A 22,546-nucleotide genomic window follows, 5' to 3' on the forward strand; every position below is an offset into this window, starting at 1 on the left:
TGATCCTAAAAAATAGTCAAAAGTTTAGTTTATTGGCTAATTACACTTAATCATATTCAGTTAAAAGTAACTTTAATTTATAAATTATAAGTTTAAGTTTCTGAATTTAATGTGTTTTACTGTTTATATTATTACTTGGCATAACTCTTGGAATCTAATTTGTGTAATCACTTAAAAAGTTAACAGGAGAATCTCATGGGAATATTTAATCGCGTAACCGATATTGTTCAAGCAAATATAGTGTCGATATTAGACAAGGCAGAAGATCCAGAAAAATTACTTAATTTAATGCTCAGCGAGATGCAAGATGCACTTACTGAGTGTCGCATTACGACAGCGGCTTTGTTGTGCGAAGAAAAAACACTTAAACGTCAAATTGAAAATAAAAATAACAATTTAGTATATTGGCAGGATAAAGCTGAGCTAGCAATAGAGAGAGGTCGAGATGATTTAGCAAAATCAGCTTTGCTTGAAAAACAAACCATTAGTAACACAGTTGTAGCAAAGCAGCTGCAACTAGAAACGCTGCAGCAATCAATAACTAAAATGACAGCGGATTGTCAGCGTTTGCAACAAAGAATAGCCGAGGCTAAAGCCAAGCAAACACAGTTAGTACAGCGGCACAATATAGTGGCTGCAAGGGGGCAAATAAATAGCCAATTACAAAGTGAAAAAGTTGCACATGCACTCTCTCGATTTGAGAAAGTAGAGCAGCGCGTAGAAGGTATTGAAGCACAGGTAGAAGCGTACGAGCTTACTGATTCAGAAAATACTATAGCTGCACAAATAGACGCTTTGGTGAAAAACGAACAAGTAGATGCAGAATTAGCTCGCTTAAAAGCTGATTTAAAAACTAACTTAAAACAGAGTGCTTAAGGAGATAATTATGAATAGTTTTAACAGCAAACGTGGTTGGTACAAAGATCCACTTGATAAAAAAATATCTGGTGTGTGCAGTGGTTTAGCACAGCGATTAGATTTACCTGTGTGGTCAACACGACTTGTCACTATTTTATTATTTTTGAGTTTTCCGTTTGCAATTGCACTAGGTTATTTTATTGCGCATTGCTGCCTAGAAGAAAAAGCAATTTAAGCTAATTTACATTTAGATTGAATTAAGGAGAGCTAAATGAAAGCGTTAGCCGTATGTATAATTGTTTATTTACTATTTTTTACTGATGTTGTCTCTGCGGTGCACTTTGATACTTGGCAATTACCGCTTTGGATTGCAGATACAAGTTGGACTGGGCTTGAGCTAATAGGAGCTTTAGCGGCTATTATTATTTTTGTAGCTGTTGCAGTACTAATAACGATAGGATTAGTTGGCGCAGCAGCAGTTGCATTAGTCGGAACTGTATTGGCATTTTTATTTGGATCGCTGATGATTGCTTGGCCGTTACTATTTATTGCGGTACTTTGCTGGTTAGTAGCTGATAACAAAAAAGTAGCATCTTAACTCCAAATTAACTGACTATTGCAACTGAACTATGTTAAATTTGATACTTAGCATTATGTTTTAACAAGGATTAGAGTGGTGATTAAACAGTGTATTTCAATTGTTTTGGTGTCGGTTTTAAGTCTTTTTTCATCATCATCGATGGCACATTCAGGGCATAATCACGATGCGGATGTTGCTATTATTAAGGTTAGTAATGCACAAGTAAGGGAGTTTTTACCTGCCACAATTTCAAGTGTAGGTTATTTAAGTATTATAAATCATAGTGATACTGTGGCTACGTTGACTAAAGCAACTATTGATGGCTTAGGTCGCGTTGAAATTCATGAGCACTTGCACGTAGATGGCATGATGAAAATGCAAAAAGTTGAATCGTTAACAATTAACGCCCATCAACAAATCGATTTTAAGCCTGGTGGCTATCATTTAATGATTTTTGAACCACAAGAACCGTTAAAAGTAGGCCAACAACGTAAACTCACACTATATTTTAGTGATGGCAACCGTGTATTTACCAATGCTCAGGTGGTATCGCTTGCATCACAAGCAGAACAATCACAAGCATCAAAACAACATACTCATCATTAGGAGGATCAATGTCACAACATAAAGGGAAAATAGTTGCTGCATTAGCTATATTACTAATTATTTTTTACGCAATAGCTGTTTATTGGAGTACGGAGCCTGCTCGTTTTAATGTGGTAGAAAAAGCAAAGCAGCAAGCCCAGCAACGTAATGAGCAATTTGTTATTGGTTATACAACAACATCAACATTAATAACGGTAGCAAGTACGTTACTCGAAAAGCCAGGCGGTTATTTATCAAATGATGTTTTGCCGCCAAGTATAATAATGGACGATATGCCTGCGTGGGAATATGGCGCACTCGAAATGGTGCGTGATTTAGCCCTTTCTATGCGTAAAGATTTTAGCCGTTCGCAATCGCAATCGACTGAACACGAAGCTCTAAAAAAAGCACAGCCGCAGTTTAATATTAGCTCTGAAGCGTGGGCGTGGCCAAGCGCTGAAGGTGAGTACCAAAAAGGCATTGATTACTTATTGGTATATCGTACTCAAATAGCGAATGACCATGAGCGTGACAGTCAATTCTATGCTCGCGCCGATAACTTGCGCAGTTGGCTAAAAGAAGCTGAAAAGCGTTTAGGTAGCTTGAGTCAGCGTTTAAGCGCTAGTGTAGGCCAAGATAAAGTAAACACTGATTTAGCGGGTAATACATCAAATACACAAGCCACTTTTTCTCCATTACAACAGCAAGCAAAAACGCCATGGTTAGACATTGATGATGTATTTTATGAGTCGCGCGGTGCTACTTGGGCTTTATTGCATTTCTTACAAGCGGTAGAATATGACTTTGCCGATGTACTTGAGAAAAAGAATGCACGCGTAAGTGTGCAGCAAATTATACGAGAGCTTGAGGCAACTCAAGAAACAGTATGGAGCCCAATGATATTAAATGGGAATGGTTTTGGTTATGTAGCAAACCATTCACTGGTTATGGCAAATTATATTTCTAGAGCCAATGCGGCTCTTATTGAACTTAGCGAATTATTGACCCAAGGATAGAAAATGAAAAAGTATTGTTTAGCAGCAGCCCTTTCAATGGCATGTTTAGCGCCTGCAGCGCAAGCTGATACCTTATTAGGCTTGTATGTAGGTGTTGATGGCTGGAAAGCGGATAACGAAGGAAGCTTTTCTTATAAAGGAAATGCACCACAAGATTTTAATTTTGACGATGAAACCTTCGTAAGCTACTACGCTGCACTTGAGCATCCAGTGCCATTAGTACCTAATATTAAATTAAGATACACAGAGCTTGAGCTTACCGGCTCTACACGTCTGGATAAAACATTTTCTTTTAATGGTTCAGATTACGTTGTAGGTACTACGGTTAATTCAGTAAGTGACTTAACTCACATTGATTACACATTTTATTACGAAATCTTTGATAACGACTTAATCTCTATCGATTTGGGTGTTAACGCTAAGCAGTTTGATGGTGAGATTTTAGTTAAAGGTACTACGCAACAAGGTGGCGCTGATTATACTGAAACTGTTGAGTTTTCAGGCTTTGTACCATTGGTTTACGGCCGCGCTGAAGCAGGCTTACCTTTTACCGGGTTAAGCGTGTTTTTTGAGGGCAGCTTTGTAGCAATTGACGATAGCAAAGTTCAAGATTACCAAATGGGTATTGCATGGGAATTTATTGATAACCTAGCAATAGATGTTGCTGTTAAAGCAGGTTACCGCTCAATGACATTAGAGCTAGACGATGTTGATGATATTAACACTAATATTGATGCATCGGGTCCATTTGCGGGCATTCAAGTACACTTTTAATTACACTGCTAATTAATAGTATATAGCGTGGTTTTGCTACTTAGTAGTATGCCACGCTAGTTCAAATTCACTCTCAAGTGCACTATTAAGTAACTGCTTATACACTTTATTTACCGGGTAGTTAATGAGTTTAGATAGCTCATCACCTGTTTGCGTAAACTTATAATAACTCAATACTAAATCGCTATTTTTTGCTTTTAACGTTACTTTTTGTGATAAAAACGATAACGTAAGTTCTTGCCCAGTTTTTAGTACCGCAGACTCAATCTCTTTTCGATATAGTAAATTTAAATCCATTAAAGTTAATATATCAGGAAAGCTAATCCCTGTTTTTCCTAAATTTAAAGATACTTTATTGCCCTTACGTAACAAATCAAATAGTGATGGTTTTTTATAAAACCCCAGTAAAATAAAGTGGCTATCGTCTTTTTCATTATAACCAGAGAGGGATACACACTTTTGTAGAGAGTCAGCTTCGCGCTGGGTCATATGCTTAAGTGTTTGCAAACTTTTTATTGAGAAAGTCCCCGGGTTAAGCGTTTCACCGGTGAGTATTTTTGCCCAAAGTGACTGCATAGATTGATTTGAGGTATCACCACATAGTGCTACAAAGTGTTCTACCCAATCGGCATCGGGTTGTTTACTACTGGCTACGTCAGGACAAAAATCCATTGCCATAGCTAAAATTGTTTCTATATTTTGCTGTTGTTTAATGAGCAGTAAGTCTTGTCTTTTTTGTGCTCTAGCTAAAACGGTATTGTCGCTATTAATGCGATATAGCGGTTTAACCTTGCCTTGGGGGCCATAACTTTGCTCATTATTATGGGACGCCTCATTATTGCCTACTTTAATAATAGGATAACCCAGTAACGACTCTATGGTATTAGCGAGATTAATTCTTGCTTGTGCGGTTTTGACTGCCATGACTTTCCATTATTGTTTGTGCATCACTTAGCTGCGCTACTGTTTTTAAATTATTGAGCCCCAGTGATACTGCGTTACTTAAAATGTGCTCACTAAGCACAGCCACATACCCAGAAACTAAAGGCAGCGTGGCTTGCCCCGTAATTTGAAAAGTAACCGTGACCGTTTTTGCATTTTGCGTAAATATTACATTAGCGGCAATAATGTGTTCTTGAGCAAATAAAATATTCAACACCATTTTGTTTGCACTTAACGCTGTGGTGGTCATTTCACCTGCGCCCCATTTACTTTGCCATGATTGATGAGCACCAACCCCTGTGCTTGGCTCACCTAAGGAAAATTCCACAGAGGGATCCAGCTTCTTCCAAGGCGACCATTTATGCCACTGCGAAAAATCAGTGATTAAGGGTTTTACTATGTGCGTATTAGCATTAATGTTAATACTCTTTGTTACGTTATAGCTCTGTGGTAGTAATAGGCCAATAACGATAAAAAGTAAGAGTAAAACTAATAAAAGCTGCACTAACATTTTTAATATTTTAATAAAAAAACCTCAGATAAATTAGGTTACAAACTCATAACTTATTATTAATTTAGCATATTAACTCGGGTGTGCTTAACTTTCGAGGTTAATTTTATAGCAACTATTTTTTAATTGAGCTAGATACTTAGCCACAACCTATAAAAAGTAATAGTTAATTTAGGTGTATAAGTATTAAAAAATAACGAAACTTCACTTTAAAACCGCGCGGCACAGCAAAGTAGTGCTCTATCAAGGTAGGTTGGTATAGGGTATAATCTGCGCCTTTTGTTATTAAACGGTCAACTTTATGAGCACACTTAAAGCTAAGCGCGCCTTATTCTCATACCCAAAGTATTGGGCAGAGTGTTATGGCACAGCACCATTTTTACCTACTACACGCGAAGAAATGGATGCACTTGGCTGGGATAGCTGCGATATAATTATTATTAGTGGCGATGCTTATGTAGATCATCCTAGTTTTGGGATGGCAGTAATTGGCCGGGTACTTGAGGCGCAAGGTTTTAGAGTGGGTATTATTGCCCAGCCAGAATGGGACTCTAAAGAAGCGTTTATGGCGCTGGGTAAACCCAATTTATTTTTTGGTGTAACCGCTGGCAACATGGACTCGATGATTAACCGTTATACAGCTGAAAAACGCATGCGCCATGATGATGCCTACACGCCAGACAATATTGGTGGTAAACGCCCTGATCGTGCGGTAATCATTTACTCACAACGTTGCCGCGAAGCGTATAAAGATGTACCACTTATTTTAGGTGGCATTGAAGCAAGTTTACGCCGTGTTGCTCATTACGATTATTGGCAAGAAAAAGTGCGTCGTAGTGTTTTGTTTGACGCTAAAGCCGATATTTTAATATATGGTAATGCGGAGCGCCCACTGGTTGAGGTTGCTCATCGTATTGCAGCGGGCGAAAGTACCGATACCATTCAAGATGTACGAGGGACTGCGGTTATTCGTAAAGAGCCGTTACCAGGCTGGCGTGGCAGTGACTCTACCGCTATTGATAAAATAGGTAAAATTGATCCAATTCCAAACCCGTATGGCGCAGATGATGTTGGCTGTAGCAAATCAGAATTTAAACAAGCAGGTATAGACTTAAAAGCCGAAGCCGCCAAGGTTATTACTATTCAGCCAGCGCGCCCTAAGCCATGGGAAAAAACCTACGTTAAATTACCTGCGTTTGAGCAAGTAAGTGTGAATAAGCCATTGTATGCACATGCTTCTCGTATTGTGCACCAAGAAACTAACCCAGGTTGTGCTCGTGCTATTTTTCAGCGCCACGGCGATCGTTCTATTTGGGTTAATCCCCCAGCATATCCACTAGAAACACATGAAATGGACGCCGTATTTGGTTTGCCGTATCAACGTATTCCTCATCCTAGCTACGGGGATGCAAAAATACCTGCCTACGACATGATTAAAACGTCAGTTAATATTATGCGAGGCTGTTTTGGTGGTTGCAGTTTCTGTTCGATTACCGAACATGAAGGGCGGATTATTCAAAGCCGTTCGCAAGAATCAATAATTGAAGAAATTGAGCAAATTAGAGATAAAGTACCCGGGTTTACCGGGGTTATTTCTGACTTAGGTGGCCCAACAGCCAACATGTATAAATTGGGTTGTACTAGCAAAAAAGCAGAAAGTACCTGTCGACGTTTATCGTGTGTATACCCTGAAATATGTAAGCATATGGATACCGATCATACGCCAACAATTGAGCTGTATAAAAAAGCCCGTGAAGTTAAAGGCATTAAAAAAATATTAATCGCCTCGGGTGTACGCTACGATTTAGCCGTGCAAGATCCACGTTACGTTAAAGAATTAGTTACTCACCATGTAGGTGGATATTTAAAAATAGCGCCAGAGCATACCGAAGATGGACCATTATCAAAAATGATGAAGCCAGGTATGGGAGCGTACGATCAGTTTAAAGCGTTATTTGATAAGTACTCAAAAGAAGCGGGTAAAAAACAGTATTTAATCCCATACTTTATTTCGGCGCACCCAGGTACTAAAGACGAAGACATGGTAAACATGGCTTTGTGGCTTAAGTCGAACGACTTTAAACTTGATCAGGTACAAAATTTTTACCCATCTCCAATGGCAAATGCGACCACTATTTATCATACCGAGATGAACTCACTGCGTAATATTAAAAATAATACCGAAGTAGTACCTGTGCCGAAAGGTGCGCGCCAGCGTCGTTTACATAAAGCAATTTTACGCTATCACGATCCTGCGGGCTGGCCAATGATCCGCGAAGCACTGCGCAAAATGGGTAAAGCTAACCTAATAGGTAAAGCGCCAAATTGCTTAGTGCCAGAAGAAGGGCGCGACGAAAGAGCTGCAAAAGGAAGTAGTCGAGGTGGGCGCCCAGCATTAACGCGCCATACTGGTTTTAGCCAATTTCATAAGGCCAATACAAAACCAAAGGTAGCGAGTAATCGCCAAAGAGCTAAATAGAAATCATAGTTTAAAAAGTAGTTACCCTGTTTGGCTTATTACTAAGCTTGGGCTTGATTACTGAATATATGAGTACTGAAAAAAATGCCGCTTATTTTGCAATAAGCGGCATTTTTTATGTAAGTTATTTAAGTAAAACTTAAATAATATCAATTTTGTTACGAATGATTTTTACGCCATCCATATTTTCTAAAAACTTTTGTGCCAACGCACGCTCAAAACCTGTTTGCGCTTTACCGTATAAATCTACTTCGCCATTTTTAACTTGTACGCGAATATCGCTTAGCGCTAAATTAGGGTTGGTACGCAAAGTGTGGGTAATCGATTGCTGTAAGTTAGGTTGGGTTGCCAGGCTGCTAACGACAACCATATTTGTTGTAGCACTCACTTTTGTAGCGCATGCTAATAAAAACAAACAACAAAATGATACTAAAGCGATAGTTAATTTTAAACGGCTCATAATCATATCCTTACATTGCAATTAATCGGGTAGCCAAATTAGGCGGAGTTACCATGGTAGTTACAATTATCGTTCCATATTTAATGTACTGAAAATAAAGGCTATTTTATTAAGTGGGAATTCAGGTGGGCAATTGTTACATAAAACTAAGTAGAGATTACATAGCCCTAAACCGTGCAGTTATGGGGAACAGGCATTAAAAAGCCGACATTTTTGTCGGCTAATATAATACTAATTACAGTATGCGCTTAAGTTACTTTTTCTTTTTAACTTTAGCTTTTTTCTTCGCTTTCATTTTAACCGGATCTTTACGCTTTTTAGCCGGAGGCTTAGCTTCTTTATGCTTTGGCTCTAATCCTTTAATAACACGACGTTTAAGTTTTTGCTCAATATAGCGTTCTATTTTATAAAGAATGCCAATATCGTGCGCTTCAACCAGTGAAAGAGCGATGCCTTTTTTACCAGCGCGGCCTGTACGGCCAATACGGTGTACATATATATCGGCTGTGCGTGGTAGGTCAAAGTTAATTACATGGCTAATATCAGCCACGTCAATACCGCGCGCCGCTACATCGGTAGCAACTAATATACGGGTTTTGCCGCTATGGAAGTTTTCCATCGCTTTCATGCGTTTGTCTTGCGGCATTTCGCCGCGCAACCAGGCTGCTTTAACATCGTTAGTTGTTAGTTCACCAATTAGCGTTTCAAGGCGCTCACGGGTTTTAACAAACACTATGGCTTTAGTTACGTCTGGGCCATTAAGGGTATTAACTAACAGCTCAAGTTTATGATGATAGTCGTCGGCTAAATGTACCCACTGGTGAATTTTAGCCTTTTCTTTGCGTGACGATTCAGCTTCAAGCAATGCTGGATCGTTTAGCGTTGTTTCAGCAAATCTTTCAACACTGTCGCCTTCAAGGGTTGCTGAGAATAAAAAGCACTGACGACGATTTTTAGCTTCATCACAAATACGGCTCATTTCTTTTTTAAAGCCCATGTCTAGCATGCGGTCGGCTTCATCAATAATAAGCATTTCTACGTGTTCAGCATGAAAGTTTTCGGTTTCTAAATATTCCATTAAACGCCCTGGGGTGGCGATTAAAATGTCATTATTTTTTTCAAAAATCTCTTTATGCGTACCATAGTTAATACCGCCTGTTACTACCCCAATTTTAAGGTTAGTACGTTTAGCAAGTAGTTCGCATTGTTCATGAATTTGATAAGCTAGCTCACGAGTTGGCGTCATTACTAATACGCGCGCAAAACCAGGATCACGACGCGGAAAATCCAATAAATATTGAATAGCCGGAATTAAAAAGGCGGCTGTTTTACCTGTACCTGTAGGCGCAGATGCTAAAATATCACGCCCCTGAAGTGCTTCAGGAATAGCTTGTTGTTGAATGCTGGTTGGCGTTTCGTAACCCATTTTATTAATGGCGTCGAGTAGCTTGTTATCAAGATCAAATTCAGAAAATTGCATAGAGTGTCAAAAATAAAGGACAATGGCACTAATTATACTCGGTTACGCCTGCTTGGTGAATGAAAAGGTGAAAAAATGTCTGGTTTTGCATTTAAACAATTTAAAGTTGCGCACGAACAGTGTGCAATGAAGGTATCAACCGATGGTATTTTGCTTGGAGCATGGGCTAATTTAAGTAATGCCAACAGCTTGCTCGATATAGGTACAGGCACGGGATTGCTGGCGCTTATGTGCAAACAGCGCAGCCCCCAGTTAACTATAACGGCGGTAGAAGTTGATAAAAATGCTTACCAACAAGCGTTGCAAAATATTGCCGCTAGCCCGTGGCCAAATATAGAGGTGCACCAGCAAAGCATTCAAACTTTTAACAGCGCGCAGCCATTTGATGTAGTGATAGCCAATCCGCCGTATTTTAATCACAGTTTAAAAGGTAATAATAAGGCGCGTAATATTGCGCGCCATACAGATGGTTTAAGTTTTGCTGAGCTAATTAGTGCTTTTAAAAAGCTCAGTCATTCAGGCTCAACCTTTAGCTTAATTTTACCCACTACAGAGGTTGCGGTGTTTATTGAACTTGCTACTCAAAACGGGCTTTTTTTAAATACTCATTGCCAAGTAAAGGCGACGCCAAATAAAGCGATTAGCCGAAGCCTAATGACCTTTAGCTATATAAACCAGAGCATTGTGGAATCAGCTTTGTGTATAAAAGATAATGAAAACAACTATAGCGAAGATTATATTACGCTATGCAAAGCATTTTATTTGAAGATGTAATGTGGTAAACAGTGCTGGTATGATGAGTTTATATGTATACAGGAAACTTATAATGAAAAAACGAACTAAATCAGTATTATTAAGCGCCTTAGCCGCTACATTTTTTACAACGCAGAGCGTACTTGCCAGTATGACGCCTGTTGGGCTTTGGAAAACCATTGATGAAGACACTAATGAAGCTAAGTCGTATGTCCGTATAGTTGAAAATAACGGGGTTTTAAGCGGCACCATTGAAACATTATTAAATAAAGATAAGCAAAATGCAGTGTGCTCGCAGTGCTCGGGCGATAAAAAAGATCAGCCCATATTAGGCATGACCATTATTGATAATGTGATTGATAGCGGTGATGGTAGTTGGGAAGACGGTCAAATACTCGACCCAAATAACGGTAAAAGCTATACAGTGCGCTTAACGACTCAAGATGCTGGTGAAAAATTAGAAGTGCGTGGTTATATTGGCTTTTTTTATCGTAACCAATATTGGCTAAGAGTGGAGTAGTTAGCCAATAAAATTAAAGCGCAGTGTGGCTGCGCTTTACAAGTACAACAATAATAAACAGTATTACAGGGTTTCGCTGTACTCGGTCATTACCTGTTCAACCCAAGTGGCAATACGCTCGTCGCTTAGCTCGTACTGGCTGTCTTCATCAAGGGCTAAACCAACAAAGTGTGTACCGTCTTCGGTGAGTGCTTTAGATGCTTCAAACTCGTAACTATTGTCGTTTGGCCAAAAACCTAACTGGGTAAATGTTTGCGGACTTATTTCGTCGTGTAGCATGCCAAGCGCATCTTGAAACCACTGGCCGTAACCTTGTTGATCACCCATGCCAAATAACGCGATGGTTTTACCATTTAAGTTTACGTCTGCTATGTCGTCCCACTTTGACTCCCAGTCTTCTTGTATTTCACCAAAATCCCAGGTTGAAATACCAAAAATAATGAAATCGTATTGCTCTGCATTTTTTAGTGGTTCGTCTTTAATATTATGCAAGGTAACGATATCGGCACCAATAATGTCGCGAATTTTTTCTGCTGCCATTTCGGTGTAGCAGGTAGTAGAGCCAAAAAATAAACCAATTTGCATCGTATTTATCACTGTGTAATTGCCTGATATGATAAGCTCAAGTTTACCGTAAGGTGTTTTTAATTGATACCTTAGGCAATGGCTATAACAAAAATGAGAGCACAAAAGTGACAACGCTAGCTGACGACTTTTCAGAACCAAGCACGGCACCAAAAAGCAATAACGATTACCTAGAAACCTTTTTAGATTGTTTGTATTTAGAGCAAGGGGTGAGTGAAAATACACTATCGGCGTATCGCAGCGATTTAGATAAGTTTTGCCAGTTTTTAAAAGGCAAAAATTTAATGACTGTAACCGGCCTAGACGTTGAAAGCTATTTAGCCCATAGAGTTGATCTAGGCTTAAAGCCGCGTAGTACTGCGCGTAGTATTAGTGCGCTTAAGCGTTTTTATCAGTACTTTGTGCGCGAAAAGTTAATTAGCGACTCGCCAATGCTCAATATTGCGCAACCTAAAGCAGGACAGTCTTTGCCTAAAACGCTTTCGGAGGCTGAAGTAGAGGCGCTACTGAGCGCTCCCAATACCGATGAGCCAATGGGGCTGCGCGATAAAGCCATGCTTGAGTTACTATATGCAACAGGTTTGCGGGTTAGTGAGCTTGTAGGGCTGCGGATTGAACAAATTAATTTGCGCCAAGCTGTAGTGTTTGTAAAAGGTAAGGGGAATAAAGAACGTTTAGTGCCACTGGGCGAAGAGGCCATGTATTGGCTTGAGCAGTTTTTAAAGGTGGGACGGGCGCAAATGATTAAACACGCCACCGACTTTGTGTTTCCCTCAAAGCGAGGGGTTGGCATGACCCGACAAACTTTTTGGCATAGAGTGAAGCACTATGCTATTTTGGCATCAATTGAGTCGTCATTGTCACCGCATACATTGCGCCATGCATTTGCAACCCACTTATTAAATCATGGGGCAGACTTACGTGTGGTTCAAATGATGTTAGGACACAGTGATTTATCAACCACCCAAATATATACGCATGTTGCAAATGAGCGATTAAAATCGGTACATGCGCAGCATCATCCACGTGCTTAATATGAAATTTATTATCACTAAGCCGGTCAATTGATATGTATTTATAAAAATAGAGAAGAATTATGAAAAAATTAATGTTAGCAGGTGCCATGTTATGCACTAGTTTAAGTGCCGTAGCGAATGATGTGGCTGTAGCCCCTAACGCTAATGATCCTATTGTTATTAAATTTGCCGCGCTTGGCGTTACCGTTAAGCAAATAAACCCAAGCCCAGTAGCGGGTTTAAAAGAACTGATCACTAATCAAGGTGTGCTTTATGCAAGCCCAGACGGACAGTTTTTAATGCAAGGGACACTTATAGACTTAAATAATCGTAGTAATTTAACCGAAAAAGCACTAAACGGCGTACGCCAAGCTGGGTTAAAAGAATACGAAGATTCGATGATAGTGTACAAAGCACCTAACGAAAAACATAGCATTACCGTATTTACCGACATTAGCTGTGGTTATTGTCGTAAATTACACCGTGAGCTAGATGATTTACTTGAAGCGGGTATTACCGTTAAGTATTTAGCGTTTCCGCGCGGTGGCCTACAAGGTTCAGGTTATAATGACTTAATGAACGTATGGTGTGCTAAAGATCAACAAGAAGCACTAACCGAAGCTAAAAGTGGCTCAAATACTACAGCAGTTAAAGGTTGTAGTGCGCCAGTTGCTGAGCATTATCAGCTAGGTCAAAGCTTTGGTGTTACCGGTACACCTGCTATTATTTTAGAAGATGGCACCATGATCCCAGGTTATCAGCCAGCTGCCGCATTAAGCGCTGCGCTTAACGCTAGTAAAGCCCCATAGTAATTAAATTTACGGTGCGCATAAAAAAGGCCGAAAGGCCTTTTTTTGTATATTTATGATGAACCAAATAAGTTAAAAATCTGCATGAAAAAAACGATCCAAACGCGCGAAAACGTCGATGATTCACATTTACCGAGTCATTTACACCCTGTAATTAAGCAAATTTATGCCACGCGAAATGTTTCCCATGCCGATGAGCTAAATAACAGCGCCGCCACATTACACGACTTTAAGTTATTTAAAGATATGGACAAAGCCTGCGACTTGTTAATTGAGGCGCTACATGCCCAAAGCCATATTTTAATTGTTGGCGATTTTGATGCTGATGGTGCAACCAGTACCGCTACATTAATGCAAGGCTTGGCCATGTTTGGCTTTGCTCATTTAGATTACTTAGTACCTGATCGGTTTAGCTTAGGTTATGGCTTAAGCCCGGCGTTAGCTGCGCAAATAGTACAGCTTAAACCCGATTTAGTAATTACAGTCGATAACGGTATTTCCTGTATTGCGGGTATTGATATTGTAAAAGCCGCCAATATTAAAGTACTGGTTACCGACCATCACCTACAGGGCGAAACACTCCCTAATGCCGATGCCATAGTAAACCCGAACAGGCACGACTGCAGCTTTCCGTCTAAATCGATTGCAGGTGTTGGTGTGGCTTTTTACTTACTTATTGCCCTTAGAAGCACACTGCGTGAGCAAAATCATTTTGCGCAGCAGCCTATGCCTAACTTAGCCGACCTGCTCGACATAGTTGCGCTTGGTACTGTAGCCGATGTAGTGGCGCTTGATGCCAATAACCGGACATTGGTGCACCAAGGACTAGCGCGTATTCGCAGTGGTAAAACTCGCCCAGGCATTACTGCCCTCATTGAGGTTGCTAATCGTAATGCCTCAAGATTGAGTGCCAGCGACTTTGGTTTTTCGCTTGCTCCGCGCCTAAATGCCGCAGGGCGCTTAGATGACATGAGTTTAGGCATAGCCTGCTTACTCAGTACCGATATAAACCAAGCTAGGCGCATTGCCAGTGAGCTAGATAGCTTAAACTTTGCACGCCGCGAAATAGAGCAAGGCATGCAGCATGAAGCGCAAGCTGTGCTTGATAAGTTAGCGTTTAATGATGACAATATTCCCGACGCTATTTGTTTATACCAAGAGGATTGGCACCAAGGTGTTATCGGTATTTTAGCCGGGCGTTTAAAAGAAAAATACCACCGCCCAACAGTTATATTTGCGGGTGGCGAAAACGGTGAAATAAAAGGGTCATGTCGCTCAATTGAAGGGCTGCACATACGCGATTTACTCGAAGGGCTAAGTACTGCCGAACCGCACTTAATTAGTAAGTTTGGTGGCCATGCCATGGCGGCCGGTTTAAGTATTAATGAGCAGCAATTTAGCGAATTTAAACACGCCTTTGATACTGCCGTTAGCGCCCAGCTTAGTGAAGAAAGTAAACGCTGCATTGTATTTACCGATGGCGAGTTGCCAAATGAGTGTTTTACCATGGATTTTGCCCAGCAATTAAAACAAGCGGGCCCTTGGGGGCAGCAATTTCCTGAACCGGTATTTGAGCACACATTTGAGTTAATTCAGCAGCGTATAGTGGGCGAAAAGCATTTAAAACTGGTATTAAAACATCAATCAGGCCGCTTAGTTGATGCCATAGCTTTTGGCATTGATGTAAAAGAATGGCCAGATAACAACGCACAATTTGTTAAAGCAGCGTATCAGCTCGATATAAATGAGTTTAGAGGCAAGTTCACCCTGCAATTAATTATCCGAGAGCTAGAAAAAGCCAGCTAAAAAATATCTAGAATAGATCGCATAAAGTGCTAATAAAGCGCACGGTTTTTTGTTAAAATCGGGCGTTTTTATCATTTGACGATAATATATTGCGTTAATTCCTTTTTAAGGAGCGTAATAACCTAGCCATTTTGGAGTAATGACCATGTTTGAAGTGAATCCTGTGATTAACCAAATCAAGGAAATTCGCGAACGTACTGAGTTGCTTCGGGGGTACCTTTGACTATGCTCTTAAACAAGAACGCTTAGAAGAAGTTAACGCCGAACTTGAAGACTCAGCCGTATGGAATGAACCTGAACGCGCACAAGCTCTCGGCCGTGAAAAGTCGGCATTAGAAGCTGTTGTTGAAACTATCGATACTTTAGTGACGGGTACTGACGACGTTGAAGGCTTACTTGAGCTTGCTGTAGAAGCCGAAGATCAAGAAACCTTTGATGAAGCACAAAGCGAACTAGCAGACTTGAACGAGCAACTAGAAGCGTTAGAGTTTCGTCGTATGTTTAGCGGTCCTCATGACTCAAACGACGCTTACCTTGATTTACAATCTGGTTCTGGCGGCACTGAAGCACAAGACTGGTGTAATATTTTGCTGCGCATGTATTTACGCTGGGGCGAAGCTAAAGGCTTTAAAGTTGAATTAGTAGAAGCAACTGGTGGCGATGTTGCAGGAATTAAAGGCGCAACAGTTCGCTTTGTTGGCGAATACGCGTATGGTTGGTTACGTACCGAAACTGGCGTGCATCGTTTAGTGCGAAAAAGCCCGTTTGACTCAAGTGGTCGTCGTCATACTTCGTTTGCCTCTGCATTTGTTTACCCAGAAGTTGACGACAATATTGAAATTGATATGAACCCGTCTGACTTACGTATTGACGTTTACCGTGCCTCGGGCGCAGGTGGTCAGCACGTTAACACCACTGAATCAGCGGTTCGTATTACGCACGTACCAACAAATACCGTAGTGCAGTGCCAAAATGAGCGCTCACAACATAAAAATAAAGCCCAAGCAATGAAACAGTTAAAAGCAAAACTGTTTGAGCTAGAGTTACAACAACAAAATGCTGAAAAACAAACCCAAGAAGACTCAAAGTCGGACATTGGTTGGGGCAGTCAAATTCGTTCATACGTACTCGATGACGCTCGCATTAAAGATTTACGTACAGGCGTTGAAAGCCGTAATACCCAATCGGTACTTGACGGCAACTTAGACAAATTTATAGAAGCCAGCTTAAAATCTGGTTTATAACCACCAAGCTAATAAAGAGCTAAAAAAATGACTGATCAAATCCAAGACGAAAACAAGTTAATCGCTGAGCGTCGTGGCAAATTAGATGCTATACGCCAAAATTGCCCAGCCAACGGTCATCCAAACCAATTCCGTCGTGAGCATTACACGGCAGATTTGCAAGCCCAGTTTGGTGATAAGAGCAAAGAAGAATTAGTAGAGTTACAACAAGTAGTGTCTATTGCTGGACGTATTTTAGCAAAGCGCGGACCATTTTTTGTAATTCAAGACATGAAAGGCCGCGTACAATCATATGCGTCTAAAGATGTGCAAAAAGATTTAAAAGAAAAATATGGCCAACTAGATACTGGCGATATTATTGGTGTTAAAGGCGCGCTTAATAAATCGGGTAAAGGCGATTTATACGTAGAAATGACAGAGTACCAACTGTTAACTAAGTCACTTCGCCCGTTGCCTGAAAAATTCCATGGCTTATCAGATCAAGAAACTAAGTACCGTCAACGTTACGTTGATTTAATTACTAACGAAGCAACGCGTGAAACATTCCGCATTCGCTCACAAGTAGTTGAAGGCATTCGTCGCTTTTTAGCAGACCGTGACTTTATGGAAGTAGAAACACCCATGCTACAGGTTATTCCTGGCGGTGCATCGGCACGCCCGTTTGTAACACACCATAACGCGCTTGATATTGACATGTACCTACGTATAGCGCCTGAGCTGTACTTAAAGCGTTTAGTGGTAGGTGGTTTTGATCGCGTATTCGAAATTAACCGTAACTTCCGTAACGAAGGGTTATCTACGCGTCACAATCCAGAATTCACAATGATTGAATTTTACCAAGCATACGCTGATTACATCGATCTGATGAACATTACCGAAGACATGCTACGTACAGTTGCAGAAAACGTACTTGGTAGTGCTGTGGTAGTTAACACAACTAAAGACGAAAACGGCGAAGTAATTGACTCAGTTGAATACGATTTTGGTCAACCGTTTACGCGCTTAAGCATGAGCGACGCAATTTTAAAATATAACCCTGAGTTTGATGCGGCAGTATTTAACGACCCAGAAAACCATTTTGAACAATTAAAAGCGTACGCTAAGCAAGTACACGTTAAAATTCCTGAAAACTGTGTTTGGGGCCCAGGTAAATTTTTGTGTGAAATATTTGAAGAAACAGCAGAGCACATGCTTATTCAACCTACGTTTATTACCGGCTACCCATGGGAAGTATCACCATTGGCACGTCGTAACGATGAAAATTCATTTGTTACAGACCGCTTTGAGTTTTTTGTTGGCGGACGTGAGCTGGCTAATGGTTTCTCTGAGCTTAACGATGCACAAGACCAAGCAGAGCGCTTTACTCGTCAAGTTGAAGAGAAAGACGCAGGCGATGATGAAGCAATGCATTACGACGAAGACTACATACGCGCACTAGAGTATGGCTTACCACCAACTGCAGGTGAAGGTATTGGTATTGACCGTTTAGTAATGCTGTTTACTGACTCTCCAACCATTAAAGACGTTATCTTGTTCCCGCATATGCGCCCGCAAGCCGACTAAGCTTAATAATGTAAAGTAATAAAGCGCCGCTTAAATGCGGCGTTTTTGTGTCTGGGCTATAACTTTTTAATCTGAGTGTTTTTTAAACGCACTGTTGCATTTATGTAAAGTTGTTCGCTACACTACGATGGAAATTTAGAGGATTGATTTAAGGCTCTAAATAAAAAGATTAAATGGATTTATAAATAATAATATGAAAAATAAACGTATTGAAAACCCAATCAATAACTGCGAAACAGAAGATGCAAGACAAGCCTTTTACCGAGCCTGTATTGCAGAGTTTCAAAAGTTAGGTTATCAAGAGCAGTATCTTGCAGAGTTAAATGATGATTTAGTGCCTGTGTTAGGCGTTAACCCACCAGAAAAAAGTTAAAAGTTGTTTGAATTTCAAACTAATTACACATTAAAACTAACTAGATGCACAATCTATAACCATATAGGCACATTTGGTAGAAAAGTGTTTGACATATTTTCTGAACTCTTTATTATACGCACCACAAGACGGAGAGGTGTCCGAGTGGCCGAAGGAGCTCCCCTGCTAAGGGAGTATAGAGTTTGTAGCTCTATCGAGGGTTCGAATCCCTCCCTCTCCACCATTTTTAAATGGCGTGTTTTGTAAGTTTTAAAGTATGGGTGCATAGCTCAGCTGGATAGAGTACTCGGCTACGAACCGAGCGGTCGGAGGTTCGAATCCTCCTGCGCCCACCATACTTTAATAACTCTGCTTAGAGTTTAAATAAGCAAAAGCTCTGCTTAGAGTTAAAATAAGTAAACTATAAAGTGGGTGCATAGCTCAGCTGGATAGAGTACTCGGCTACGAACCGAGCGGTCGGAGGTTCGAATCCTCCTGCGCCCACCACTTTATAGACTCCTACTTAGAGTATAAATAAGTAAAGTGTTGGCTAAAGCCAAATGGTCGGAGGTTCATTCTTACAAGATACGTCCTGCGCCCACCACTTTATAGACTCCTACTTAGAGTATAAATAAGTAAAGTGTTGGCTAAAGCCAAACGGTCGGAGGTTCATTCTTACAAGATATGTCCTGCGCCCAGCACTTTATAGACTCCTACTTAGAGTAAAAACAAGTAAAGTAAAAATGAAAGTGGGTGCATAGCTCAGCTGGATAGAGTACTCGGCTACGAACCGAGCGGTCGGAGGTTCGAATCCTCCTGCGCCCACCACTTTCATATTTTCATACACTTTTAAGTGTAAGAAAAATAAGCCGATGAAAATCGGTTTTTTTATTTTAAAGTTATACACTCCGCTTAGAGTTTAAATAAGCAAACAATGAAAGTGGGTGCATAGCTCAGCTGGATAGAGTACTCGGCTACGAACCGAGCGGTCGGAGGTTCGAATCCTCCTGCGCCCACCACTTTCATACATTAACCGACACTTGAGTCGGTTTTTTTATGCCTGAAATAAAGTGAAATTATTGTGTGGCCGAGAACCGTGCGGTCACAGGTTCACTCTTACAAGATACGTCCTGTGCCCACCACTTTCATAATTAACCGACATTTGAGTCGGTTTTTTATGCCTAAAATAAAGTGAAAATTGTAGATTGCCACCCCTGTTAACGGAGAATTTGTTCGCGAGAGAAACGGCAGGTTCTAATTACTTAACACCTTTCTAAAGCTGCTCTTTTTTATTACCTATGTTACTTTAAACGCCTTGTTTAAAAGGATATTGCAGTATGTTTAAAACCCTATTTATTACGTTGTTTTTTATTTTTAGCGCTACTTTAATACTCAGCGTACAAGCTGATGAAGCTAAAGGTTCAATTGTTGTGGGGGCGCAGCAATACACAAAGTATTTACCGCAGTTAAAAAATAAGCGCGTAGGGCTGGTGGTTAATCAAACATCAACAGTAGAACAAATCCATTTAGTAGATAGCCTGCGGGAAAAAAACGTAAACATAACTAAAATATTTGCACCTGAGCATGGCTTTCGTGGCGATCACGATGCGGGGGCGCACGTAAAAAATGCCGTTGATAGTAAAACCGGTATTCCACTTATTTCCATTTACGGCAACAATAAAAAACCGAGCGCTGAAGTTTTAGCTGATGTTGATGTAATAATTTTTGATATTCAAGATGTGGGTGTGCGCTTTTATACTTATATAAGCTCTATGCATTACATGATGGAAGCAGCTGCCGAACAAGGTGTGGAGTTTATTGTACTTGACAGACCAAACCCAAATATTGCTTATGTTGATGGGCCCATATTAGAGCCACAATTTAAGTCATTTGTAGGTATGCACCCCATTCCTATAGTTCATGGTATGACTGTGGGCGAGCTTGCAAACATGATCAAAGGTGAAGGCTGGATAAATCAAGCAGCTGTTTTAGAGCTTAATGTGATCCCAGTTAGTGGTTATACACGCGCAACTAGCTATAGTTTACCGATAAAGCCAAGCCCTAATTTACCAAATGATACTGCTATTTCGCTTTATCCGTCCTTGTGCTTTTTTGAAGCCACGCCAATTAGTATTGGCAGAGGCACCGATTTTGCGTTTCAGGTTATAGGGTATTCACCGATTGCTTTAGGAGAGTTTAGTTTTACCCCGCGCGCTATTAAAGGCGCGGCCCTAAACCCTAAATTTAAAAACCAAGCTGTGCAGGGGCTCGACTTACGCCAAGCCACCACTAAAGGGTTAGATTTAAGCTACTTAATAAGTGCTTATAAGCAGCTTAATAATAATGATATTACGTTTTTTGAGCGCGCTGATTTTATGGATAAGTTAGCAGGTACCGATAAGCTGCGCTTAGCTATTGAGGCGGGGCAATCGGCACAACAAATAAAGCAAACTTGGCAGGCGGCCCTGATGCAATTTAAACAGCAAAGAGCACCTTATTTGTTATATGAGTAAAAGGCAGCTTATGTACTTATATTTAAAAAATAAAAATTATTACAGTATAAAAAAGTTATTAATAGTGGCTTTAAGTTTTATGCTGGGGGCATGTAGCTCCTCTGTAGAGCCGCTCGAGCCCAAGGCGCTATTAACGCAAAGTAAACTTGTTGAGCTGCCTAATGCGCAAGTAATTGTTACCTTTCCTGAGCCAAACCCTAGTAGCCGTGAGTATGTAAATAATCGCGGCACGTTTAAAGCCTATAAAGGCCATGGGCAGCTGTTAATTCAAAATCATAGTGCTAAAAGTGCCGACATTTATATAAATAATCAACTGCTTAATATTAAGCAATTGCTCGGTGCTAATACTGTGTACCAATATAGTTTAGCTAAGCTAACGCATAACGGGGTTAACACCTTTAAAGTTGCAAACATTCAACCAGCGGGAGCAAGTTTAACGCTGCGCTTTGCGTTTCCTACTTTAAATAAAGCGTCGCATCAGCAGGCTAATTTTAGTGAGGTAGATGCATTAATAGAGCGAGATATTAAAGCGGGTTTTCCTGGTGCTGTTTTAGCGGTAGTAAAAAATGGTGAGTTAATTAAATTAACTGCTTATGGCGATGCAAAACAGTATCAACAAAATGATTTAATGCTATTACGCCCAGAGCCAATGCAAACCGATACCTTATTTGACTTAGCCTCTAATACTAAAATATTTGCTACCAACTTTGCATTAATGAAGTTAGTAAGCGAAGGCCTATTAAATATTAATAAGCCAGTGCAATTATATTTACCAGAGTATCAAGGCGATGGTCGAGAGCAGCGACGCGTAAAAGATTTACTCACGCATAGCGCAGGCTATCCGCCGGTGTTTGATTTTCATCGTAAAGACAGTAGCAATGGCGATGTGTTTTACTCACAAAATAGCCATACTACAAAAAAGCTCTTACTTACCAGTGTGCCACTTAGCGAAAAATCGCTCGGGCAGCATGTTTATTCAGACATTGATTACATGATTTTAGGAGTATTGGTTGAGCGTATAACCGGTCTTTCACTTGACGATTACCTAGAGCAACAAGTATATGCGCCATTAAAATTGCATAACACTGTGTTTAACCCCCTTAAAAAAGGCTTTAATGCTCAGCAATTTGCCGCCACAGAGCTGGGTGGTAACACGCGAGACGGACGAATCAAATTTGATAATATTCGCACCCATGTTTTACAAGGCCAAGTACATGACGAGCGTGCGTACTATTCTCTAGGTGGCGTAGCAGGGCACGCGGGGTTATTTAGTAATGCGCCAGATTTAGCCATACTTTGTCAGCTACTATTAAATAATGGTGGTTACGGCGATAAGCAGCTTTTTAGTGCAAGTGCTTTAGCGCAGTTTTTAACCCCACAAAGTAGCGATGAAACCTACGGGCTGGGCTTTAGGCTTGCTGGTAATAACCAAGCAAGGCGTTGGCACTTTGGCCCTTACGCAAGCGCACAGGCTTATGGGCATACAGGTTGGACAGGCACAGTAACGGTAATTGATCCCGTTTACGACTTAGCGATTATTTTATTAACTAATGCGCGGCATACGCCAATTACAGGCTCGCAAAAAAGTTATCAATTTAGTGGTAAAAATTATGAAACTGCACAATATGGCTCGGTTGTTTCATTAATATACGAAGCGTTATTAAATCAATAAACTGACAGTATAAATAGCATATATCAAT

Annotated in this window: 22 protein-coding genes and 5 tRNA genes; 22 read left to right on the plus strand and 5 right to left on the minus strand. The window is 40.5% G+C overall.

Features of this window, described 5'->3' with window-relative positions:
* Nucleotides 1–195: 195 nt before the first annotated feature.
* The 6 genes from RB215_RS02610 to RB215_RS02635 all read left to right on the plus strand — a co-directional run bounded on the left by RB215_RS02610 (nt 196) and on the right by RB215_RS02635 (nt 3,813).
* The gene (locus RB215_RS02610) at nt 196–876 is read left to right on the plus strand and encodes a PspA/IM30 family protein (RefSeq protein ID WP_179808192.1); all 681 of its coding nucleotides are present in this window, start codon (nt 196–198) and stop codon (nt 874–876) included.
* 10 nt (nt 877–886) lie between these two features.
* Nucleotides 887–1,093, plus strand: a complete 207-nt coding sequence (locus RB215_RS02615) for a PspC domain-containing protein (protein ID WP_086996915.1) — start codon at nt 887–889, stop codon at nt 1,091–1,093.
* A 36-nt stretch (nt 1,094–1,129) separates the two neighbouring features.
* Nucleotides 1,130–1,456 (plus strand): hypothetical protein, encoded by a 327-nt coding sequence (locus RB215_RS02620; protein WP_011327205.1) that lies wholly within the window; start codon nt 1,130–1,132, stop codon nt 1,454–1,456.
* 78 nt (nt 1,457–1,534) lie between these two features.
* Complete coding sequence (locus RB215_RS02625; RefSeq protein ID WP_309216832.1) at nt 1,535–2,044, plus strand: copper chaperone PCu(A)C; 510 nt, start codon at nt 1,535–1,537, stop codon at nt 2,042–2,044.
* Between the two features lie 8 nt (nt 2,045–2,052).
* A complete protein-coding gene (locus tag RB215_RS02630; RefSeq protein ID WP_011327207.1) occupies nt 2,053–3,039 on the plus strand; it encodes a DUF2333 family protein in 987 nt (328 codons plus the stop codon).
* 3 nt (nt 3,040–3,042) lie between these two features.
* Nucleotides 3,043–3,813: a TIGR04219 family outer membrane beta-barrel protein gene (locus tag RB215_RS02635; RefSeq protein WP_086996921.1), complete on the plus strand. Its 771-nt coding sequence runs from the start codon at nt 3,043–3,045 to the stop codon at nt 3,811–3,813.
* Between the two features lie 36 nt (nt 3,814–3,849).
* Here the strand turns inward: RB215_RS02635 and RB215_RS02640 are convergent, their stop codons facing one another.
* Together RB215_RS02640 and RB215_RS02645 are read right to left on the minus strand one after the other, a co-directional pair.
* Nucleotides 3,850–4,737 carry a TIGR03899 family protein gene (locus RB215_RS02640; protein ID WP_011327209.1) on the minus strand — a complete coding sequence of 296 codons (888 nt, stop codon included), beginning with the start codon at nt 4,735–4,737 and terminating at the stop codon, nt 3,850–3,852.
* Entirely contained in the window at nt 4,706–5,266 is a 561-nt protein-coding gene (locus RB215_RS02645) for an SRPBCC family protein (RefSeq protein WP_011327210.1), read from the minus strand. The genes RB215_RS02640 and RB215_RS02645 overlap by 32 nt, the downstream gene beginning before the upstream one ends.
* Before the next feature lie 301 nt (nt 5,267–5,567).
* Here RB215_RS02645 and RB215_RS02650 point away from each other — a divergent pair, with 301 nt between their 5' ends.
* Complete coding sequence (locus RB215_RS02650; protein ID WP_011327211.1) at nt 5,568–7,745, plus strand: YgiQ family radical SAM protein; 2,178 nt, start codon at nt 5,568–5,570, stop codon at nt 7,743–7,745.
* Between the two features lie 139 nt (nt 7,746–7,884).
* On the opposite strand, the gene RB215_RS02655 is transcribed toward RB215_RS02650, so the two are convergent.
* Nucleotides 7,885–8,205 (minus strand): BON domain-containing protein, encoded by a 321-nt coding sequence (locus RB215_RS02655; protein ID WP_011327212.1) that lies wholly within the window; start codon nt 8,203–8,205, stop codon nt 7,885–7,887.
* A gap of 253 nt (nt 8,206–8,458) precedes the next feature.
* Nucleotides 8,459–9,685, minus strand: coding sequence for an ATP-dependent RNA helicase SrmB (srmB, locus tag RB215_RS02660; RefSeq protein ID WP_058372586.1), 1,227 nt, complete (start codon nt 9,683–9,685; stop codon nt 8,459–8,461).
* A gap of 75 nt (nt 9,686–9,760) precedes the next feature.
* Between srmB and RB215_RS02665 the strand changes: the two genes are divergently transcribed.
* Together RB215_RS02665 and RB215_RS02670 are read left to right on the plus strand one after the other, a co-directional pair.
* Nucleotides 9,761–10,459 (plus strand): tRNA1(Val) (adenine(37)-N6)-methyltransferase, encoded by a 699-nt coding sequence (locus RB215_RS02665; RefSeq protein WP_182683836.1) that lies wholly within the window; start codon nt 9,761–9,763, stop codon nt 10,457–10,459.
* A gap of 52 nt (nt 10,460–10,511) precedes the next feature.
* A complete protein-coding gene (locus tag RB215_RS02670; RefSeq protein WP_011327215.1) occupies nt 10,512–10,958 on the plus strand; it encodes a DUF2147 domain-containing protein in 447 nt (148 codons plus the stop codon).
* A gap of 63 nt (nt 10,959–11,021) precedes the next feature.
* On the opposite strand, the gene fldB is transcribed toward RB215_RS02670, so the two are convergent.
* A complete protein-coding gene (gene fldB, locus RB215_RS02675) occupies nt 11,022–11,543 on the minus strand; it encodes a flavodoxin FldB (RefSeq protein ID WP_011327216.1) in 522 nt (173 codons plus the stop codon).
* 107 nt (nt 11,544–11,650) lie between these two features.
* On the opposite strand from fldB, the gene xerD reads away from it, so the two are divergent.
* The 13 genes from xerD (at nt 11,651) to pbp4b (ending at nt 22,518) form a co-directional block, all read left to right on the plus strand.
* On the plus strand, nt 11,651–12,577 hold the full coding sequence (xerD, locus tag RB215_RS02680; protein WP_011327217.1) for a site-specific tyrosine recombinase XerD: 927 nt from the start codon (nt 11,651–11,653) through the stop codon (nt 12,575–12,577).
* A 62-nt stretch (nt 12,578–12,639) separates the two neighbouring features.
* Nucleotides 12,640–13,368, plus strand: a complete 729-nt coding sequence (gene dsbC / locus RB215_RS02685; RefSeq protein WP_041454340.1) for a bifunctional protein-disulfide isomerase/oxidoreductase DsbC — start codon at nt 12,640–12,642, stop codon at nt 13,366–13,368.
* An 84-nt stretch (nt 13,369–13,452) separates the two neighbouring features.
* Nucleotides 13,453–15,174, plus strand: coding sequence for a single-stranded-DNA-specific exonuclease RecJ (gene recJ, locus RB215_RS02690; protein ID WP_309216833.1), 1,722 nt, complete (start codon nt 13,453–13,455; stop codon nt 15,172–15,174).
* Between the two features lie 145 nt (nt 15,175–15,319).
* Nucleotides 15,320–16,418 (plus strand): peptide chain release factor 2 gene (gene prfB, locus RB215_RS02695; protein ID WP_011327220.1). Its coding sequence is split into 2 segments (ribosomal slippage): nt 15,320–15,394 and nt 15,396–16,418, totalling 1,098 coding nucleotides; the frame shifts between segments, so codons are not numbered across the junction.
* A 27-nt stretch (nt 16,419–16,445) separates the two neighbouring features.
* Nucleotides 16,446–17,981 carry a lysine--tRNA ligase gene (gene lysS, locus RB215_RS02700; protein WP_011327221.1) on the plus strand — a complete coding sequence of 512 codons (1,536 nt, stop codon included), beginning with the start codon at nt 16,446–16,448 and terminating at the stop codon, nt 17,979–17,981.
* 193 nt (nt 17,982–18,174) lie between these two features.
* Nucleotides 18,175–18,354: a hypothetical protein gene (locus RB215_RS02705; protein ID WP_182677141.1), complete on the plus strand. Its 180-nt coding sequence runs from the start codon at nt 18,175–18,177 to the stop codon at nt 18,352–18,354.
* 130 nt (nt 18,355–18,484) lie between these two features.
* A tRNA-Ser gene (locus RB215_RS02710) sits at nt 18,485–18,577 on the plus strand.
* Nucleotides 18,578–18,612: 35 nt separating this feature from the next.
* Nucleotides 18,613–18,689, plus strand: a tRNA-Arg gene (locus tag RB215_RS02715).
* Nucleotides 18,690–18,763: 74 nt separating this feature from the next.
* Nucleotides 18,764–18,840, plus strand: a tRNA-Arg gene (locus tag RB215_RS02720).
* Between the two features lie 244 nt (nt 18,841–19,084).
* Nucleotides 19,085–19,161: transfer RNA gene (locus RB215_RS02725), tRNA-Arg, on the plus strand.
* 114 nt (nt 19,162–19,275) lie between these two features.
* Nucleotides 19,276–19,352: transfer RNA gene (locus RB215_RS02730), tRNA-Arg, on the plus strand.
* A 318-nt stretch (nt 19,353–19,670) separates the two neighbouring features.
* Nucleotides 19,671–20,846: a DUF1343 domain-containing protein gene (locus RB215_RS02735; protein WP_309216835.1), complete on the plus strand. Its 1,176-nt coding sequence runs from the start codon at nt 19,671–19,673 to the stop codon at nt 20,844–20,846.
* Nucleotides 20,847–20,856: 10 nt separating this feature from the next.
* Nucleotides 20,857–22,518, plus strand: coding sequence for a penicillin binding protein PBP4B (gene pbp4b / locus RB215_RS02740; RefSeq protein ID WP_011327224.1), 1,662 nt, complete (start codon nt 20,857–20,859; stop codon nt 22,516–22,518).
* Nucleotides 22,519–22,546 lie beyond the last annotated feature (28 nt).

This window comes from Pseudoalteromonas sp. HL-AS2 (assembly GCF_031198805.1).
Taxonomy (GTDB): Bacteria; Pseudomonadota; Gammaproteobacteria; order Enterobacterales; family Alteromonadaceae; genus Pseudoalteromonas; species Pseudoalteromonas nigrifaciens.

Bases quoted from the DNA above. Each gene is read 5' to 3' on its own strand.
- RB215_RS02620 (WP_011327205.1), top strand. From the start codon at position 1,130: ATGAAAGCGTTAGCCGTATGTATAATTGTTTATTTACTATTTTTTACT.
- pbp4b (WP_011327224.1), top strand. From the start codon at position 20,857: ATGTACTTATATTTAAAAAATAAAAATTATTACAGTATAAAAAAGTTA.
- RB215_RS02650 (WP_011327211.1), top strand. From the start codon at position 5,568: ATGAGCACACTTAAAGCTAAGCGCGCCTTATTCTCATACCCAAAGTAT.
- recJ (WP_309216833.1), top strand. From the start codon at position 13,453: ATGAAAAAAACGATCCAAACGCGCGAAAACGTCGATGATTCACATTTA.
- RB215_RS02645 (WP_011327210.1), bottom strand. From the start codon at position 5,266: ATGTTAGTGCAGCTTTTATTAGTTTTACTCTTACTTTTTATCGTTATT.
- RB215_RS02635 (WP_086996921.1), top strand. From the start codon at position 3,043: ATGAAAAAGTATTGTTTAGCAGCAGCCCTTTCAATGGCATGTTTAGCG.
- RB215_RS02610 (WP_179808192.1), top strand. From the start codon at position 196: ATGGGAATATTTAATCGCGTAACCGATATTGTTCAAGCAAATATAGTG.
- RB215_RS02705 (WP_182677141.1), top strand. From the start codon at position 18,175: ATGAAAAATAAACGTATTGAAAACCCAATCAATAACTGCGAAACAGAA.
- RB215_RS02640 (WP_011327209.1), bottom strand. From the start codon at position 4,737: ATGGCAGTCAAAACCGCACAAGCAAGAATTAATCTCGCTAATACCATA.
- srmB (WP_058372586.1), bottom strand. From the start codon at position 9,685: ATGCAATTTTCTGAATTTGATCTTGATAACAAGCTACTCGACGCCATT.
- RB215_RS02665 (WP_182683836.1), top strand. From the start codon at position 9,761: ATGTCTGGTTTTGCATTTAAACAATTTAAAGTTGCGCACGAACAGTGT.
- RB215_RS02615 (WP_086996915.1), top strand. From the start codon at position 887: ATGAATAGTTTTAACAGCAAACGTGGTTGGTACAAAGATCCACTTGAT.
- lysS (WP_011327221.1), top strand. From the start codon at position 16,446: ATGACTGATCAAATCCAAGACGAAAACAAGTTAATCGCTGAGCGTCGT.
- dsbC (WP_041454340.1), top strand. From the start codon at position 12,640: ATGAAAAAATTAATGTTAGCAGGTGCCATGTTATGCACTAGTTTAAGT.
- RB215_RS02735 (WP_309216835.1), top strand. From the start codon at position 19,671: ATGTTTAAAACCCTATTTATTACGTTGTTTTTTATTTTTAGCGCTACT.
- fldB (WP_011327216.1), bottom strand. From the start codon at position 11,543: ATGCAAATTGGTTTATTTTTTGGCTCTACTACCTGCTACACCGAAATG.
- RB215_RS02630 (WP_011327207.1), top strand. From the start codon at position 2,053: ATGTCACAACATAAAGGGAAAATAGTTGCTGCATTAGCTATATTACTA.
- RB215_RS02655 (WP_011327212.1), bottom strand. From the start codon at position 8,205: ATGAGCCGTTTAAAATTAACTATCGCTTTAGTATCATTTTGTTGTTTG.
- RB215_RS02670 (WP_011327215.1), top strand. From the start codon at position 10,512: ATGAAAAAACGAACTAAATCAGTATTATTAAGCGCCTTAGCCGCTACA.